This is a genomic window from Ruegeria sp. HKCCE3926 (genome assembly GCF_017872515.1).
Classification (GTDB): domain Bacteria; phylum Pseudomonadota; class Alphaproteobacteria; order Rhodobacterales; family Rhodobacteraceae; genus Ruegeria.
In genome coordinates this window covers 208,761-227,481 of record NZ_JAEDOU010000003.1, presented here as the reverse complement: position 1 = coordinate 227,481, position 18,721 = coordinate 208,761, and the positions used below count along the sequence as shown (strand labels likewise).

Sequence of the window (18,721 nt, the reverse complement as noted above, 5' to 3'; positions counted from 1 at the left end):
TTCACTGCACCCAGATTTCAACCCGGCGGTTGACCTTGCGGCCCCATTCGGTGTCGTCACAGGCCATCGGCATTGCTTCGCCAAACCCTTCCGCGACCACCTCGATACTGTCTGATATCGATGTCTCGGCTGCGGCCAGAACCGCGTTTCGTACCGTCTGTGCACGTCGCAGGGCAATGCGGGCGTTGGCGGCGGCCCCGCCATCCCCGTCGCTGAAACCGGCAAACACCAGCTTGCGCGCCTTCAATATGCCGGCGTCAAGCATATGTGCCAGTTGCTGAATATTGGAACGTGACTGCGCATCCGGACGGGATGATCCGGGCTCGAACCGAACCGACAGGGACAGGCGCGACAGCGGGCGCAGCGTTTCGATCATGCGCTGAAGCTCATCCAGCCCAACTTCGGGCCCTCCGGTGGCGACGGCATTGGCAAGCCGGTCGCCCTGTACGCCAACCGGCAAGGTTTCAGGCGATTGATCCACATAACCTGCGTCACGAATGGCCATCTGGGCCCCGGGGCTTAGGCTAAAGGCCAGAAATTGCCGTGCAATCCGCGGCAGGCGGCGTTCGGGCAGATACAGAAACATCGGCAGGTTCAACGGATAATCTTCGGTCTTGATCGATTGACGGGTGGCGGCCAGCGGATGCCCACACCCTCCGGTCAACGGCAGGGCTCGGGTATTGTCGGCTGTCGCTTTGCTGGCGATTCCGATGGAAAACGGGTCCTTTGCCACGGCCTTGGTCAGATCGCTCGTTCGAATATGACGGATTGCGGTATCGGTCAGTTCCACGCCAGCGGTCTTCAATACCTGATCCTCGACAGCTTGCGCCAGCCCCGATCCCGGATCCGGCACATGCAATGCGATCGGAGCATCCGGCCCGCCCAGGTCCATCCAGTTCTTCACTTCACCTGACAGAATGCGCGCCAAGTCGGCCAGCGAAATCTGACGCATCACACTATCGGATGCCACCACCGGAACCATGGCGTCCAATGCAACAACCCTGGATCGCCGGGCCCGTTTCAAATCACCCAGCCCCGCGGCATCGGCTGCATCCCGCTCTGCCTCGCGTACTTCGCGCAGGGCCATCACGATATCTGTCTGATCCCCGATCAACTTGGCGAAGCCGCGATCCGTGGTCCCGACGTCAAAGTAGAACCGCGCCAACGGGGCGTCACGGCCTGACTGAAAAAGCTCATAGACGAAGGTGTCAGAATCCACGCGGGCAGGCGTTGCGGTCAAGCCTTCCTGCTGCGCAAACCCGATGATCAGGGCGGGCAGGACCGTTTCGGCGATGACAGACGATCCGGAAAACCGCAACTCGGCTACGAAATCCGTCAGGCTGGGGCACGCAGGTCCGTCGCAGGTGACGCCCGATCCATCAACGGTCAACTCACCGAACTGCGTATCAACGCGGTAAAATTCACCGTCGAAGCCCAGCAGGTTGCCTGTTACTTCGACCTTGCCGTCATGAGACGTCAGTGTGATGTCCTGCGCCATTGCACAGGTCGCACCTGCAACGGTAAACAGCGCGGTCACAGCCGCACGAAAGAAAGTCATAAGAGAGTCGAGCCCGCCTGCGGATTACTTTGCCGCGATTGTCAGGTCTGAGAGCAGATTATTCAACACCAGAAACTCACCGGCCTGTGAACAATCCGGCAGGGTCAGGGACATGTCGCGCGACCGCAGGCGGCTATCTGACAGAAGTTCCAGCGCCTGCACATTCAGCGTTTGCCCGCAGTTGGATTCGGTAACTTCGGCTTCGACCGTCAGGTCGATGCTGCCGGACCGATCCGACGCGCCCGTCGGAAAGGAATATACTTCGATATTCTTGGCACGACCCAGACCCGTCTGGCCCAGGCGCAGAACTTCTCCTGCACCATTTGCCGAGGAATCGTTCCACACATGGCCGCTGTTGCCATAGCTTGCCCCGAATTCCAGCGCGTGAATCTGCAACTCGGTATCACCCTGCCATTGCAGGACGACGCGGTCATATTCGGCAATGTCGGTCACGTGAGTGGTGGCGACCGTGCCTGTTTCATCTTCGAATGAAATCAGGAAAATCGCGTATTCCGACAGTGCCGGGATGGACATGTTCAAGGCACCGGAATCGTCGGTGTTCTGGCTGACCGTCAGGCCGCTGTGATGAATTTCAACGCGTTCGTTTCGGTGGCAGGGTGCCCGCAGCGACAGGTGTGCCATGGCGCCGGGGACGGCGACGGCGCGCGCGCTGATGTTGCAATCCGTTGTTTTCGGTGCTGACGGAACTGCGCGAGGTTCGGGCGCTGCCGCCCCGAAATCTGCGTCAGACGCCGGAGCCGAAGTCAGTACGATAGCATCCAACCCCGACAGAACCGAGGATTGCTGAGATGCCGAGGCAACATCAACACTACCCCCCGCGTTCGCAGGCTGCGCGGTTGGTCCGTTCTGCATCAGGTAGCCTATGCCCAAAGCACAAGCGACCGTGCCGCACATGGTCACGTAGTTTCGAACTACAAACAAGACACCCTCCCCAGTTGAAGGAGCAAATCGCACATTCGCCACGAATCGCGGCCAATTTGTGGCCGCAAGACGAACACATTGTGGATTCGGCGGGTAACGTTAGGTCAGTCGGCCATGGCAGTGTTTGAACTTCTTGCCCGAGCCACACGGGCACGGATCATTTCGCGACGGGTTGCCCCAGGTCGATGGATCGCTTTCGTCGAACCCCGGAAGCGCATCACCCGAGGCCGCAGCCTCGGCCTTGGCTTCGGCCTGTTTCGCGGCCTTGTCCACGGCCTCCTGCGCCTGAGCCTGCTGCCCGGCCATCTGCGCCAGCATTTCTTTCTGTTCTTCTTCGGTCAGCGGACGTACGCGCGACAATTGCTGTGTCACGGTCTCGCGCAGCGAATCCAGCATGCTTTCGAACAGCTGGAAGCTTTCGTTCTTGTATTCGTTCAGAGGATCGCGCTGGGCATAACCGCGGAACCCAACGACCGAGCGCAGGTGTTCCAGGGTCAGCAGATGCTCGCGCCATTTGCTGTCAATGGTCTGAAGCAGAACCTGTTTTTCGATGTTGCGCATGTTTTCAGGGCCAAAGGCGACGGCCTTCTGGGCCATCATCTCATCCGCGGCCTTGATCAGACGTTCGCGCACCTGCTCGTCATCCACGCCTTCTTCGGCGGCCCAGTCCTGAACCGGGACGTCCATGTTCAGCTTGTCCTTTATCGCCACGTGCAGACCCTCAGTATCCCACTGATCAGCATAGGATTTCGGCGGCATGTATTCGTCAATCAGGTCGTCAATCACCTGTTCGCGCATATCCGAAACGATCTCGGACAGGTCGTTTGCAGACATGATTTCGCGGCGCTGGCTGAAGATCACCTTCCGCTGGTCATTCATCACGTCGTCGAACTTCAGAACGTTCTTGCGCATGTCAAAGTTGCGGCCTTCGACCTTGGACTGCGCGCGTTCCAGCGACTTGTTCACCCAGGGGTGAATGATCGCCTCGCCTTCTTTCATGCCCAGCGTGGTCAATACCTTGTCCAGCCGTTCCGAGCCGAAGATGCGCATCAGGTCATCCTCGAGGCTCAGGTAAAATACCGTTCGGCCCGGGTCGCCCTGACGACCGGAACGACCACGCAGCTGGTTGTCGATGCGGCGGCTTTCGTGGCGTTCCGATGCCATGACGTAAAGGCCGCCAGCAGCCAGAACCTTGTCTTTTTCTTCGGCGTGGCGTGCTTCTTCGGCGGCCCGCAGCTCGGACGGATCCGCGTCTGGATTCTCGGCAATCGCTTTCAGGACCTTCATCTCGACATTGCCGCCAAGCTGAATGTCGGTGCCGCGACCGGCCATGTTGGTGGCGATGGTTACCGCACCCAGACGACCGGCATCGGCAACGATCTGTGCCTCTTGTTCGTGCTGGCGGGCGTTCAGAACGTTGTGCTTGATGCCTTCCTTGGTCAGCATCTGGCTGAGCAGTTCGGATTTTTCGATCGACGTGGTCCCCAGCAGAACCGGCTGGCCCTTTTCCTGCGCCTTTTTCGTCTCGGCGATCATCGCATCGTATTTTTCGGCGGCCGTACGATAGACCTGATCATCTTCGTCGATACGGGCAATCGGCAGGTTGGTCGGAACTTCGACCACGCCCAGACCGTAGATCTCGGCAAATTCTTCGGCCTCGGTCAACGCGGTGCCGGTCATGCCGCTCAGTTTGTCGTACAGGCGAAAATAGTTCTGGAACGTCACGCTGGCCAATGTGACGTTTTCCGGCTGGATCTGAACCTTTTCCTTGGCTTCGATCGCCTGATGCAGACCTTCGGACAGGCGACGGCCCGGCATCATGCGGCCGGTGAATTCATCGATCAGAACGACATCGCCGTCGCGCACGATGTAATCCTTGTCGCGCTGGAACAGCTTGTGGGCACGCAGCGCCTGGTTGACGTGATGCACGACGGTGGTGCTTTCCGGATCATACAGGGAATGGCCTTCGGGAATCAGGCCGGCCTGAAGCAGCTGTGCCTCAAGAAATTCGTTGCCTTCATCGGTAAAGGTCACATTGCGCGATTTTTCATCCAGGGTGTAATGATCATCGCTCAGCGTCGGGATCAGGCCATCAATGGCGGTGTACAGATCCGACCGGTCCTGCGCGGGACCCGAGATGATCAGCGGTGTCCGCGCTTCATCGATCAGGATCGAGTCGACCTCGTCCACAATCGCAAAGTTGTGGTGTTTCTGGTAAACCTGCTCTAGATCCGCCTTCATGTTGTCGCGCAGATAGTCAAAACCCAGCTCGTTGTTGGTGGCATACGTGATGTCACAGGAATACGCGGCCAGTTTTTCCGCGTCGGGCTGGCCGGACCAGATCACACCAGTTGTCATGCCTACGGCCGCAAACACCTTACCCATCCATTCCGCGTCACGTTTGGCCAGGTATTCGTTCACCGTGACAACATGCACGCCCTTGCCGGTCAGCGCGTTCAAATAGGCCGGGAAGGTGGCGACCAGAGTCTTGCCTTCGCCCGTCTTCATTTCCGAGATGTTGCCCTGATGCAGGAAAATGCCGCCCATCAGCTGCACGTCAAAGGCCCGCAGGCCAAGTGCGCGCTTGGCGCCCTCGCGTACGTTGGCAAAGGCCTCGGGCAGCAGGTCGTCCAGGCTTTCGCCATCCAGTGCGCGCTTGCGCAGGTCTTCGGTCTTGTCGATCAGACCTTGATCTGAAAGCGTTTCAAACTCTGGTTCCAGCGCATTGATCTTTTCGACCAGAGGGCGGGTCGCCTTGATCTTGCGGTCGTTCGGTGTTCCGAACACCTTTTTGGCGAGCGTTCCGAGTCCCAGCATGTTCACTCCAGAGGATCTGTTCTTTTCGTGGTTGCGACAGGCTTGCCCACCTTGCGCGCAACCCATAGATACGGGGGGTGAAAGGCGGCCCTGTCCAAGGCTTCAAAGCGATGTAAGCGGCAGGTTCCAGAGTGTCAACGCCGCGCCCTGTCGCGGCAAGAAAATAGGATGATTCAATGCCCAAAGGTCTCACTTTTCTGCCATCGCTGGCCCTGGCCGCCGTGATGGCCCTGCCGCTGGCCGCCGAAACCCAGCCGGATGCGTCGACCGTGGTCGCTCGGGTAAACGGGGATGAGATCACATTGGGTCACGTGATCGCCACCGTCGCTTCTCTGCCACCGCAATATCAGCAGGCGGAAGACGACGTGCTGTTCGATTTCATTCTGGAACAGCTGATCCAGCAGCAATTGCTGGGACAGCAACAGGATGGCCTGAACATGCGGAACGCGCTGACACTCGACAATGAAAAGCGGTCGCTTCAGGCGGTTCAGACGGTCGCGGCTCTGACCAACGATCTCGTCACAGAGGAAGCCATTCAGGCCGCTTACGATGCGCGTTTCAATGATTTTGCGGGTGAAGACGAATTCGACGCCAGCCATATTCTGGTGCAATCGGAAGAAGAAGCCAAAGCGCTCATGACTCAGCTTGATGATGGTGCAGATTTTGCGGAACTTGCCCGCGAGAACTCGACCGGTCCGTCCGGTCCGAATGGTGGCGCGTTGGGATGGTTCGGAAAAGGCCAGATGGTACCTGAATTCGAGGCAGCCGTGATCGCGCTGGAAAAAGGGCAGGTGTCGGATCCGGTGCAAACTCAGTTTGGCTGGCATCTGGTCAAGCTGAACGACAAGCGCAAAACCGAAGCCCCCGAACTGGACGCGGTGCGCGATGAGCTGGCCCAAACGATCCAGCAAGATGCCATTCAGGCGCGGATCGACGAGTTGACGCAGCAGGCACAGATCGAACGCCCCGCGCTGGAAGGCGCAGGCCCCGAGATCATGCGCCAGCTGGACCTGATTCAGGAGTAAAGACCAGTGGCCACGATCACGAAGGTATCGCCGCTGGCGCCGGCGTCTTTCCCTGAACTGCCTGCGATTGACGGTGTGCGTTTTGCCACCGTCGAAGCGGGTGTGCGCTATCAGGGTCGCACGGATGTCATGCTGGCTGTTCTTGATCCGGGCACGTCGGTGGCGGGTGTCTTCACCCGCTCGGCCACCCGCGCGGCACCGGTTCTGGATTGTCAGAAGAAAATAGGAGGCCCCAGTGATGGACCTGCGGCGATCCTTGTGAACTCGGGCAATGCGAACGCGTTCACCGGCCACTATGGCCAGACATCGGTTGCCGAGGTGACACAGGCCGTTTCCAAAGCGACCGGCGTCCCCGTCGAACGGGTCTTTACGTCATCCACCGGTGTCATCGGTGAACCGCTGCCACATGATCGCATCATATCGCAGCTTGAAGCGTTGAAATCCGGCCTCAGCCGCCATGCCATCGAAGATGCCGCGCGAGCGATCATGACGACGGACACGTTTCCCAAAGGGGCGAGCGCACTGGTCGAAATCGGTGGCAAAACAGTCTCTATTGCAGGGATTGCGAAGGGTTCTGGAATGATCGCGCCAGACATGGCGACGATGCTGGTCTATATCTTCACCGACGCACAGGTTGAGCAATCGGCGTTGCAGGAAATGCTGAGCGCCCAGACAGATCGCACCTTCAACTGCATCACTGTGGACAGCGACACCTCGACCTCGGACAGTCTGCTGCTGTGTGCGACCGGATCTTCGGGCGTTGATGCCACCGGCGATGCCGCTTTTGCACGGGCTTTGGAAACAGTGATGCTGGACCTCGCGCAACAAGTGGTGCGTGACGGGGAAGGCGCCACGAAATTCGTGGAAATCCGCGTGACCGGAGCCGCCTCGGACGCTGACGCCAAGACCCACGGTCTGGCCATCGCCAACTCCCCTCTGGTGAAAACTGCCATCGCCGGTGAAGACCCGAACTGGGGCCGCATCGTCATGGCCATCGGCAAGTCGGGCGCGGCAGCGGATCGCGACACGCTCAGCATTTCATTCGGTGATATTCTTGTGGCCGAGAACGGCTGGGTCAGCCCGGATTATCGCGAAGACGCCACCGCCGCCTATATGAAAGGTCAGGACCTCGTGATTGCGGTTGATCTGGGGCTGGGCGAAGGGAAATCCACCGTCTGGACCTGTGATCTGACCCACGGCTATATCGAGATCAACGCGGATTATCGCTCGTGAAAACCGTGTTAGTCTCTGCTGTCGCCCTGATCGACATCGAGGGCCGCGTGCTGCTGGCCCAACGTCCCGAAGGCAAATCCATGGCCGGACTGTGGGAATTCCCCGGCGGCAAGATCGAGCCCGGCGAAACCCCCGAGGCCGCCCTGATCCGGGAATTGCACGAGGAACTGGGCATCGACACCTGGGCCTCGTGCCTTGCACCGCTGACCTTTGCCAGCCACAGCTATGATGATTTCCACCTGCTGATGCCGCTGTTCGCCTGCCGCAAATGGGAGGGTATTCCGCAGTCGAAAGAGGGCCAGGCGCTGAAATGGGTGCGCGCGAATGACCTGCGGAACTTTCCGATGCCGGCGGCGGATGTGCCGCTGATTCCGATTTTGCGGGATTGGCTGTAACAATTCGTAAGAATTGAGAAAACATCACGAAAAAGTTGACGCTGATCGTTCTCCTTGTCCTTAATCGAGGCAGCAGCGTTCCGGTCTGACCCGGCGACGCCGTTCCGGCCCGACCCGGGGCCGGATGGGGAGGAGAGATAGAATTGGCTCAGACGCAGTCGGGCGCCGAGGGGATGCACTCCCTTCCGGCGCTGCTACATCGCAATGCGACGCAGTTCGGGGATGCCCCGGCTTACCGCGAAAAGGAGTTCGGGATCTGGCAATGCTGGACCTGGGCGGAAACGGCCGCCGAGATCCGCGCGCTGGCGCTTGGATTTCTTGAACTTGGCGTTGAAAAGGGTGACCACATCGCCGTAATCGGGCGCAACCGTCCGGCACATTACTGGTCAATGGTTGCGGCGCAGATGGTCGGTGCCATTCCGGTCCCTCTCTATCAAGACGCGGTTGCCGAAGAGATGGCCTATGTGCTGGAGCATTGCGGGGCGAAATATGTCGTCTGCGGCGATCAGGAGCAGGTCGACAAGGTCATCGAGATTCAGGAAAACCTGCATCAGGTCAAACACATCCTCTATACCGACAAGCGCGGTATGCGGAAATACGACCACAGCCAGATGAATGCCCTTGACGACATCAAGGCCGAGGGCAGCGCCGGTCATGCGCGTTTCGACGCCGAACTGGACAGGCGCATCGGCGAGATCACCTATGACGACACCTGCGTGATGCTCTATACTTCGGGTACCACGGGCAAGCCCAAGGGCGTGGTGCTGTCGAACCGCAACGTGATCGAAAGTGCAAAGAACTCAGCCGAATTCGACAACCTGACCCGCAACGAAGACATCCTGTCCTATCTGCCGATGGCCTGGGTGGGGGATTTCATCTTTTCCATTGGTCAGGCCTACTGGTGCGGGTTCTGCGTGAACTGCCCCGAAAGCGCCGACACGATGATGACCGACCTGCGCGAGATCGGGCCGACCTATTTCTTCGCGCCGCCGCGCGTATTTGAAAGCCAGCTGACCAATGTGATGATCCGAATGGAGGATGCCAGCAAGCTTAAGCAGCGCATGTTCCACTACTTCATGGCGCATGCCAAGAAGGTCGGCGGTCGGTTGCTGGATGGCAAGCCGGTGAGCTTGGGTGACAAGGTGAAATATGCGCTGGGCAATCTGTTGGTTTACGGGCCGCTCAAAGACACGCTGGGATATGGGCGCTTTCGGGTGGGCTATACGGCGGGTGAGGCGATCGGGCCGGAGATCTTTGATTTCTATCGCTCTTTAGGCATCAACCTGAAACAGTTGTACGGCCAAACCGAGGCGACCGTGTTCATCACCGTCCAGCCCGACGGCGAGGTGCGCGCCGACACCGTTGGCGTCCCGGCCCCCGATGTCGAGATCAGGATCGACGACAAGGGCGAGATACACTACCGCTCGCCCGGCGTTTTCGTCGAATATTTCAAGAACCCGGACTCGACCGCATCGACCAAGGACCCTGAAGGCTGGGTGGCCACGGGCGACGCGGGGTTCATCGAGGAAAGCTCGGGTCATCTGCGGATCATTGACCGCGCCAAGGACGTGGGCAAGATGGCCGACGGGTCGATGTTCGCGCCGAAATATGTCGAGAACAAGCTGAAGTTCTATCCCGATATTCTGGAGGCGGTGCTGTTCGGCAATAGCAAGGATCGCTGCGTGGCCTTCATCAATATCGATCTGACCGCGGTGGGCAACTGGGCCGAGCGCAACAACGTTGCCTATGCCTCGTATCAGGAACTGGCGGGACATCCGCGTGTGTTAGAGACGATCAAGGCCCATGTGGAAGAGGTGAACAAGTCGGTTGCCGCTGACGAGATGCTGTCAGGTTGTCAGGTGCACCGCTTTGTGGTGCTGCACAAGGAACTGGATGCCGATGATGGCGAGATGACCCGGACCCGCAAGGTGCGGCGCGGGTTTGTCGAGGACAAATTCAGCGACATCATTGCCGCGCTTTATGACGGGTCCAAGACGGTTTCGACCACGACCGAGGTGACCTATGAGGATGGTCGCAAAGGATCGATTTCGGCGACGCTGGAAATTGTCGATGCGCCGGTTGTTCCCGTCGCCCAACACAAGGTTGCCGCAGAATGAGGGCCGTACGAGCGCCGCTCGACCTGCGGTCATCGCCCCGCCCGCCGTCCCGTTTTCGCGCAAGTCAGGGAGTGACCGATGCTGGATAATTCCGAAGGATATGTCACCGAAGACGGTCGCAAGATCGGCGGTGTGGTGATGGAAATGAAGAACATCACCCTGCGCTTTGGTGGTGTGGTGGCGATCAAGGATATCTCGTTCGATATCCGCGAGGGTGAGATTCGTGCGATCATCGGGCCCAATGGCGCCGGTAAATCCTCGATGCTGAACGTGATCTCGGGCTTCTATGTTCCGCAGGAAGGCGAGGTCTGGTTTCATGGGTCAAAACGCCCGCCGATGCGGCCCTTTGAGGTGGCGCAGCAGGGCATTGCCCGGACGTTCCAGAATATTGCTTTGTTCGAAGGGATGAGCGTTCTGGACAACGTTATGACCGGGCGGCTGGGGTACATGAAGACCAATATCCTTCAGCAGGCACTGTGGAAGGGCAAGGCCGAGAAGGAAGAGACAGAAAACCGTGAAGCTGTCGAGAAGATCATCGACTTCCTTGAAATTCAGCACATCCGCAAGACGCCGGTGTCGCGCTTGCCCTACGGTCTGAAGAAGCGGGTGGAACTGGCGCGTGCGTTGGCCGCGGAACCTAAGCTGCTGCTGCTGGACGAACCGATGGCCGGGATGAATGTCGAAGAGAAAGAGGACATGAGCCGCTTTATCCTCGACGTGAATGATGAGTTCGGCACCACCATCGCCCTGATCGAGCACGATATGGGCGTTGTGATGGATCTGAGCGACCGGGTGGTCGTGATGGATTACGGCAAGAAGATCGGCGACGGCACACCCGATGAGGTGCGCAACAACCAGGAAGTCATCGACGCCTATCTGGGGGTCAGCCATGATTAAGCTCTGGGCAGAATTGGGGAGGGGCTGGCATGCCTGAACAACTTATCTTCGCGATGGAGGTCATCCTCAACGGTCTGATGGCCGGGGTGCTTTATGCGCTGGTCGCGCTGGGCTTTGTGCTGATCTACAAGGCGTCCGGTATTTTCAACTATGCCCAAGGGGTTATGGCCCTGTTCGCGGCGATGACGCTGGTCGGGATTATGAATGGGCAGGTGCCGTTTGCCCATCTGATCAACGCGACTTTCGGCACCCATATCCATTATTTCGGGTGGAATGTGCCCGCGCTGTTCGCGATCATTCTGACGATGGGTGTGATGGTATTGCTGGCCTGGGCCGTGCAGCGGTTCGTCATGCGCCATCTGGTGGGGCAGGAACCGATCATTCTGTTTATGGCGACCATCGGTCTGGCGTACTTCCTTGAAGGCGTGGCCGACCTGATGTGGGGGTCTGAAATCAAGACGCTGGATGTGGGTCTGCCGCAGGGTATCAATCTGTGGATTGACGAGACCACCTATAACATCTTCGACTACGGCTTCTTCATCGACAATCTGGACATCGTGGCGACGGTCATCGCGGCGCTGTTGGTAGCCGCTCTGGTGGCGTTCAGCCAGTACACCAAGCAGGGCCGGGCCATGCGCGCAGTGGCGGATGACCATCAGGCGGCGCTTTCGGTGGGCATATCGCTGAACTTCATCTGGGTCATGGTCTGGTCGGTGGCCGGGTTTGTCGCTCTGGTCGCGGGCATCATGTGGGGCACCAAATCAGGCGTCCAGTTCTCGCTGTCGCTGATCGCGCTCAAGGCGTTGCCGGTGCTGATGCTGGGCGGGTTCACCTCGATCCCAGGCGCCATCGTGGGCGGCCTGATCATCGGCGTGGGTGAAAAGCTGTTCGAATTCGCAATCGGACCGATGGTCGGTGGCGCAACCGAGAACTGGTTTGCCTATGTGCTGGCGCTGATCTTCCTAGTGTTCAGGCCGCAAGGCCTGTTCGGAGAGAAGATCATCGAGAGGGTATAGGGCATGACCAAGCTGATCGCCATCATCAACGTGATCGCATGGGCGGGGTTCTGGGCTTTTGGCTACATCGCCCTCACATCAGACGATCTGACCGAAGGCCAACTGACGATTGCAGCGATCCTGGCCTTTGCCGGGCTGATCATGGGGGTTCTGGCCTACCTGAAACTGGTGCGCGCCTCGGAGGCGAGCGGATATGCCAAAGGGTCCAATCAACTGGACGCCGAAGCCCGGAATCGGGCGCAGGAACAATGGGGAAAGTAAGACATGTTCTATCGTGAGGCCGGAGATTTCAAAACCTCCTACGTGGATGACAGCCAGACTTTCCCGATCAAGTTCGATCGGTATCGGTACTATGTGGTGCTGGCGGTGGCCTTCGGGATCATTCCGTTCATCATCAACGACTATTGGGCCAACGCACTTCTGCTGCCCTTCCTGATCTATGCGATCGCGGCCATTGGGCTGAACATTCTTGTGGGGTATTGCGGGCAGGTCAGCCTGGGTACCGGGGGCTTCATGGCCGTTGGGGCCTATGCCTGCTACAAGTTGATGACCGCCTTTCCCGACGTGTCGATGTTCATCCACGTGATCCTGGCCGGTGGCATCACCGCCATCGTGGGCGTGCTTTTCGGCTTGCCGTCATTGCGGATCAAGGGGTTTTATCTTGCGGTGGCGACGCTGGCGGCGCAGTTCTTTCTGGTCTGGCTGTTCAACCGGGTGCCGTGGTTCTACAATTACTCGGCTTCGGGGCAGATCAACGCGCCGGAACGGGATGTTTTCGGCATCATCATCACCGGTCCGAATGCATCGGCCTGGGCCACCTATCTGTTCTGTCTGATTTTCCTGACCGTCTGCGCCCTCGTTGCGCGCAACCTGACACGCGGTACGACAGGGCGGACATGGATGGCGATCCGCGATATGGACATCGCCGCGGAGATCATCGGGGTGAACCCGCTCAAGGCGAAACTGACCGCCTTTGCCGTAAGCTCGTTCTTCGTGGGCATCGCGGGCGCACTGTTCTTTGCGGTCTATCTGGGCGCGGTTGAGGTCGGTGAGGTCTTTGGCATCCAAAAATCGTTCCTGGTTCTGTTCATGGTCATTATCGGCGGGTTAGGCTCTATTTTCGGATCCTTTGCGGGCGCTGCATTCCTTGTGCTTTTGCCGGTGGTCCTGAAAGTGGTCGGCGTCGATGTGCTGGGCTGGCCCACAGATATCGTTGCCCATCTTCAGCTGGTGATTGTCGGCGCCCTGATCATCATGTTCCTGATCCTCGAACCCCATGGGCTGGCACAGCTGTGGCGCGTCGCGAAAGAGAAACTCAGACTCTGGCCGTTCCCGCACTAAGGGTAGGCCCAATCAAAAAGACGGGTGCGAAAACCCGAATACACCATCGGATCAATCAAGGGAGGATACACCCGATGAACAAGAAACTGGCAACCGTGGCGCTGAGCGCCCTTATGGCCGCTGGGCCAGCGATGGCGGATCTTGTGATCCCTGATCTCAGCTATCGCACCGGGCCATATGCTGCAGGCGGTATCCCGTTCTCGGACGGCTACAACGACTATTTCACTCTGCTCAATGAGCGGGATGGCGGTATCGGAGGAGAACCGATCCGGGTGGTTGAATGTGAAACCGGCTATAATACCGAAAAGGGTGTGGAATGCTATGAATCGACCAAAGGCGAAGGTGCATTGGTTTATCAGCCTTTGTCGACTGGTATCACCTATCAGTTGATCCCCAAAGTGACGGCAGACGGAATTCCGCTGCACACGATGGGGTATGGCCGCACTTCGGCTGCAAACGGGAAGGTGTTCAGCAACGTGTTCAACTATCCGGCCAACTATTGGAACGGAGCTTCGGGCGCGATCAACTATCTGCTGAGCGAAAATGATGGTGACCTGAACGGTAAAAAAATCGCGCTGGTCTATCACAACTCTGCCTATGGCAAGGAGCCGATCCGCACATTGGAAATGCTGGCTGAAAAGCATGGGTATGAGCTGACGCTGCTGCCAGTGGACCACCCGGGTCAGGAGCAGAAGTCGCAGTGGTTGCAAATCCGTCGTGAAAAGCCGGATTACGTGGTCATGTGGGGCTGGGGCGTGATGAACCAGGTCGCAATTCAGGAAGCTGCGAACATCCGTTTCCCAATGGAAAACTTCATCGGTGTCTGGTGGTCGGGTGCAGAATTCGACGTTGAGCCTGCTGGTGATAAAGCAACCGGTTACAAGGCGCTTACATTCACCGGTCTGGGCGATGACTACCCGGTTTACGACGACCTAAAGAAATACGTCGTCGATTCGGGTAAAGCTGCGGGCGCCGGTGATCAACTGGGCGCGGTGCAATACAACCGTGGTCTCTATGCAGCGATGTTGGCGGCTGAAGCCATCAAGACCGCACAAGAAATCCATGGCGTGACCGATATCACCCCAGCGATGATGCGCGACGGTATGGAGGCGCTGGAGATCACCAATGCCAAGATGGAATCTCTGGGCATGAGTGGATTTGGTCCCGAATTCAGCGTGACTTGTGAAAACCATGGCGGCCCGGGTCTGGTGGGTGTTGTTCAATGGGATGCCTCGACCGGTACCTGGAACAAGCTTCAGGACTTTATGCCAACTGATCAGGAAGTGATCGGCCAGCTCATCGCGGAAGACTCGGCAGCGTACGCGGCCGAAAACAACATCGAACCGCGCTGCGAATAAAGTCGGTTTCTTCCCGGCTGAGGCCGGCTCTCAAAACTCCGGAGCGGCGGTTTGCCGCCGCTCCTCACGAACAGTCCCGAAGGGGACAGGCATGAGGACACGCGCTGATGCTTGATGCGGCACAAACCACTGACGTGCAGGCGGAAACCCTGCTTGAGGTCAACAATATCGAGGTGATCTACAACCACGTGATCCTCGTGCTGAAGGGCGTAAGCCTGACTGTGCCCAAGGGCGGTATCACGGCCTTGCTGGGGGGCAATGGCGCGGGCAAGACGACCACGCTCAAGGCAGTGTCTAACTTGCTGCATTCAGAACGCGGCGAGGTCACGAAAGGCACGATCAAGTATCGTGGCCAAAACGTACACGAAAGCGACCCCGCCGTTTTGGTTGAAAAAGGCGTGATTCAGGTGATGGAAGGCCGTCACTGTTTCGAACACCTGACGGTTGAAGAAAACCTGCTGACGGGCGCGTATACCCGCAAGGACGGCAGCGCAGCGATCCAGCAGGATCTGGAGCTGGTCTACAATTACTTTCCCCGCCTGAAAGAGCGCCGCCGCTCGCAGGCAGGTTATACGTCGGGTGGTGAACAGCAGATGGTCGCCATGGGCCGGGCACTGATGTCGCGCCCCGAGACAATCCTGCTGGACGAACCTTCGATGGGACTGGCGCCGCAGTTGGTCGAAGAAATTTTCGGTATCGTGAAGGATCTCAACGAGAAAGAGGGCGTTTCCTTCCTGTTGGCCGAGCAGAACACAAATGTTGCCCTTCGGTTCGCGCATTACGGATACATTTTGGAATCCGGGCGCGTTGTGATGGATGGCCCGGCCGCAGAACTGCGCGAGAATCCGGATGTCAAAGAATTCTACCTCGGCATGTCTGACGAAGGCCGCAAGAGTTTTCGCGATGTGCGGTCCTATCGTCGCCGCAAGAGGTGGCTGTGAGCGGATGGAGGATATCGCGATGACCTATTTCGACGCACTCGAAACACGCTCGGCGGACGAACGCGCTTCGGATCAGGCCGCAGCTCTGGTAGAGCAGATCAAGCGTGCTGCATCTGCACCCGGGTTTGCTGCACATTTTTCTGATTCAGACACTAACAAGGTGATTTCGGCAGATGATTTGCCGATGCTGCCGGTGCTGCGCAAGTCGGACCTGATCCGCGCGCAGGCGGAGCGCCCCCCTTTTGGTGGTTTCACCGTGAAGCCTGCGCGCCACTTTCATCACGTGTTCCAGTCCCCCGGGCCGATCTATGAACCGGGCAGCACCGATCACGACTGGTGGCGTATGGGCCGGTTCCTGCATGCCGCTGGTGTTGCAGCTGGCGATATTGTTCAGAACTGCTTTGGCTATCACCTGACGCCGGCTGGCATGATCTTTGAAAACGGTGCCCGCGCAGTTGGTGCTGCCGTTTTGCCGGCGGGAACCGGGCAGACCGAACTGCAGGTGACAGCCGCGCGTGACGTTGGCTGCACCGCCTATGCGGGCACTCCTGATTATCTAAAGGTCATCCTGGACAAGGCCGACGAGATGGGCGTTTCGCTGAATTTCTCCAAGGCCGCTGTTGGTGGTGGCGCGCTGTTCCCGTCCCTGCGGCAGGAATATGCGGATCGCGGTATTTCGTGCCTGCAATGCTATGCGACGGCGGATCTGGGTAACATCGCCTATGAAAGCGCCGCGATGGAAGGGATGATCATCGACGAACACGTGATCGTCGAAATCGTGACGCCCGGAACCGGAACCCCGGTAGAGCCGGGCGAGGTGGGCGAAGTTGTCGTGACCTCTCTCAACCCGGACTACCCGCTGATCCGCTTTGCGACAGGGGATCTTTCTGCAGTCATGCCGGGTGTCTCGCCCTGTGGCCGGACCAACACCCGGATCAAAGGCTGGATGGGTCGCGCCGATCAGACCACCAAGATCAAGGGAATGTTCGTACGCCCGGAACAGGTTGCGGCCCTGGTCGACAAGCATGAGGAAATCGTCAAAGCCCGCGTCATCGCAGCCCGCCAAGGTGAGATGGACACGATGACTGTCCGGATCGAAAGCCCACGCGGTGACGACCCGGCATACGCCAAGTCAGTGGCCGAATTGTTGAAACTGAAAGGTGCGATCGAGGTCGTGGCACCCGGATCCCTTCCCAAGGACGGGGTGGTGATCGAGGATCAGCGCGTCTACGAATAGCGGTGTTTTTCAGGTCTGCGGCAGATTGTGCCGCAGATTTGTTGACCGATGCACTGGTGTTTCCGAGCTTTTTGGTCGATTAAAGGCGAACCCTTCGCCTTTGCCAATCACAAGCCGGGATGATGGCCGAAATCGAGTTTTCACAGAATGGATCGCGCAATCGCGGTGTACGCGGTACCCGACTGCTGGCGGGCATCGCCTATGTCGTGGCTGCCGCATGCCTTTTGCCGATGATCGCCGTGGTCCTGGCGGCTGTAACCGGGGGAACGGACACGATCTCGCACCTGATGGAGACGGTGCTGCCAGGCTATATCGCGACGACCCTGATTCTTGTGGTCCTGGTCGCGGCCGGCACGTTCAGCATCGGCACCGGGGCGGCCTGGCTGGTAACGATGACCCGTTTTCCCGGCGTGCGGTTTCTAGAGATCGCACTGGTCCTTCCGCTGGCCTTTCCGGCGTATGTTCTGGCCTATGCCTACACTTTCATTCTGGATCACCCGGGCATCGTTCAAAGCACGCTGCGTGATGTAACGGGGTGGGGCCCGCGCGATTATTGGTTCCCGGAAATCCGCTCGACCGAGGGTGCGGCGGTCATGTTGATCCTGGTGCTTTACCCTTATGTCTATCTGCTTGCACGGGCTGCGTTCCTGCAACAAAGCGCAACCGCGTTTCTGGCGGCGCGGGCTCTGGGCAACAATCCATGGCTGGCTTTTCGGCGCGTGTCACTGCCGATGGCGCGACCCGCCATTGCAGGCGGCGTTCTGCTGGCCGTCATGGAGACCATCGCAGATTTCGGAACCGTGTCGTATTTCGGTGTGCAGACCTTTGCCACCGGGATCTACACAAGCTGGTTTTCCATGGCCGATCGTGCGGCAGCGGCGCAACTGGCCCTGTGCCTGCTGGTCTTTGCCCTGATCATGGCCGTGGCCGAGCGCACCCAGCGTGGCAAGGCAAAATACTATCAGGCGGGGAAACAGCATGTGGCGCAACCGGCGGCAAATCTGACGGGTCTGCGCGCCTGCGGGGCATTTCTGCTGTGTGCAATACCCGTTCTTTTCGGTTTTTTGCTGCCTGTCATCATTCTGGTCGAGATGGGCTTGGACTCCGAACAGAACCTGCTGTCGCAGCGTTATATCAGTTTCATCCAGAATTCGTTGATACTTGCTGGTACGGCGGCGGTCATCACCGTCTTTGCGGCGATCAGTGTCGGGTTCTTTCAACGTCTGAGGCCCGGGCGCGCCTCGTCTGCGACCGCATATATGGCGCGTCTGGGATATGCCGTTCCCGGTGGCGTCATTGCGGTTGGCCTGATCGTCCCCTTTGCGAGTTTTGACAATGCGCTGGACGTCTGGATGCGACAGACCTTCGACGTGTCCACGGGGCTGTTGGTGACAGGTTCCATCTGGCTGCTGGTCGCTGCCTACATGGTGCGCTTCCTGGCTGCCGCGCTTAGCGCGTATGAGGGGGGCCAAAGCACTGTACATGCGAATATGGACGCCGCAGCCCGTTCACTGGGGCAGACGCCGTTGGGAACATTGCGACGGGTTCACCTGCCGATTCTGACCCCCTCTCTGCTGACGGCCCTGCTGATCGTGTTCGTGGACGTGATGAAAGAGCTTCCCGCCACGCTGATCATGCGCCCGTTCAATTTCGACACATTGGCGGTGCAGGCGTATCGGCTGGCCTCGGATGAGAGGCTGGAGGGCGCCGCCGTGCCTTCGCTGGTCATTCTGGCGGTGGGTCTGTTACCTGTAATCCTGATCTGCCGTCAGGTCGGCCGACGGTAACACTTGTGTCGCAATTGTAGGACAACTGCGCATCAGGCTTGATTCAAACACGATTTC

The 18,721-nt window shown here is 58.7% G+C and carries 15 protein-coding genes; 12 read left to right on the top strand and 3 right to left on the bottom strand.

From position 1 onward, the window contains the following. Position 1: 1 nt before the first annotated feature. From I9184_RS11035 to secA, 3 genes are all read right to left on the bottom strand, one after another. Complete coding sequence (locus I9184_RS11035) at positions 2–1,558, bottom strand: phosphate ABC transporter substrate-binding/OmpA family protein (protein WP_209834340.1); 1,557 nt, start codon at positions 1,556–1,558, stop codon at positions 2–4. Between the two features lie 24 nt (positions 1,559–1,582). Next, on the bottom strand, positions 1,583–2,500 hold the full coding sequence (locus I9184_RS11030; protein ID WP_171724036.1) for a hypothetical protein: 918 nt from the start codon (positions 2,498–2,500) through the stop codon (positions 1,583–1,585). Positions 2,501–2,599: 99 nt separating this feature from the next. After that, positions 2,600–5,317, bottom strand: a complete 2,718-nt coding sequence (gene secA, locus I9184_RS11025) for a preprotein translocase subunit SecA (RefSeq protein ID WP_209834338.1) — start codon at positions 5,315–5,317, stop codon at positions 2,600–2,602. Positions 5,318–5,493: 176 nt separating this feature from the next. Here secA and I9184_RS11020 point away from each other — a divergent pair, with 176 nt between their 5' ends. The 12 genes from I9184_RS11020 (at position 5,494) to I9184_RS10965 (ending at position 18,664) form a co-directional block, all read left to right on the top strand. Further along, positions 5,494–6,342, top strand: a complete 849-nt coding sequence (locus I9184_RS11020; RefSeq protein ID WP_209834336.1) for a peptidylprolyl isomerase — start codon at positions 5,494–5,496, stop codon at positions 6,340–6,342. Between the two features lie 6 nt (positions 6,343–6,348). Then, a complete protein-coding gene (gene argJ, locus I9184_RS11015; RefSeq protein ID WP_209834334.1) occupies positions 6,349–7,575 on the top strand; it encodes a bifunctional glutamate N-acetyltransferase/amino-acid acetyltransferase ArgJ in 1,227 nt (408 codons plus the stop codon). Further along, a complete protein-coding gene (locus tag I9184_RS11010; RefSeq protein ID WP_171635455.1) occupies positions 7,572–7,970 on the top strand; it encodes a (deoxy)nucleoside triphosphate pyrophosphohydrolase in 399 nt (132 codons plus the stop codon). Before argJ ends, I9184_RS11010 begins: the two co-directional genes overlap by 4 nt. A gap of 173 nt (positions 7,971–8,143) precedes the next feature. Continuing rightward, positions 8,144–10,087: an AMP-binding protein gene (locus tag I9184_RS11005; protein WP_209834474.1), complete on the top strand. Its 1,944-nt coding sequence runs from the start codon at positions 8,144–8,146 to the stop codon at positions 10,085–10,087. Between the two features lie 78 nt (positions 10,088–10,165). Continuing rightward, on the top strand, positions 10,166–10,984 hold the full coding sequence (locus tag I9184_RS11000) for an ABC transporter ATP-binding protein (RefSeq protein WP_171635456.1): 819 nt from the start codon (positions 10,166–10,168) through the stop codon (positions 10,982–10,984). Positions 10,985–11,013: 29 nt separating this feature from the next. After that, on the top strand, positions 11,014–12,000 hold the full coding sequence (locus I9184_RS10995) for a branched-chain amino acid ABC transporter permease (protein ID WP_171635458.1): 987 nt from the start codon (positions 11,014–11,016) through the stop codon (positions 11,998–12,000). Between the two features lie 3 nt (positions 12,001–12,003). Beyond that, positions 12,004–12,261: a hypothetical protein gene (locus tag I9184_RS10990; RefSeq protein ID WP_170345775.1), complete on the top strand. Its 258-nt coding sequence runs from the start codon at positions 12,004–12,006 to the stop codon at positions 12,259–12,261. Between the two features lie 3 nt (positions 12,262–12,264). Further along, on the top strand, positions 12,265–13,341 hold the full coding sequence (locus I9184_RS10985; protein WP_171635463.1) for a branched-chain amino acid ABC transporter permease: 1,077 nt from the start codon (positions 12,265–12,267) through the stop codon (positions 13,339–13,341). A gap of 74 nt (positions 13,342–13,415) precedes the next feature. Beyond that, positions 13,416–14,699: an ABC transporter substrate-binding protein gene (locus I9184_RS10980; RefSeq protein WP_171635465.1), complete on the top strand. Its 1,284-nt coding sequence runs from the start codon at positions 13,416–13,418 to the stop codon at positions 14,697–14,699. A gap of 107 nt (positions 14,700–14,806) precedes the next feature. Further along, entirely contained in the window at positions 14,807–15,640 is an 834-nt protein-coding gene (locus tag I9184_RS10975) for an ABC transporter ATP-binding protein (protein ID WP_152459549.1), read from the top strand. A gap of 19 nt (positions 15,641–15,659) precedes the next feature. Then, entirely contained in the window at positions 15,660–16,877 is a 1,218-nt protein-coding gene (locus I9184_RS10970; protein ID WP_209834473.1) for a phenylacetate--CoA ligase family protein, read from the top strand. Positions 16,878–16,999: 122 nt separating this feature from the next. Beyond that, a complete protein-coding gene (locus tag I9184_RS10965; RefSeq protein ID WP_171635788.1) occupies positions 17,000–18,664 on the top strand; it encodes an iron ABC transporter permease in 1,665 nt (554 codons plus the stop codon). The last annotated feature ends 57 nt before the right edge of the window (positions 18,665–18,721 follow it).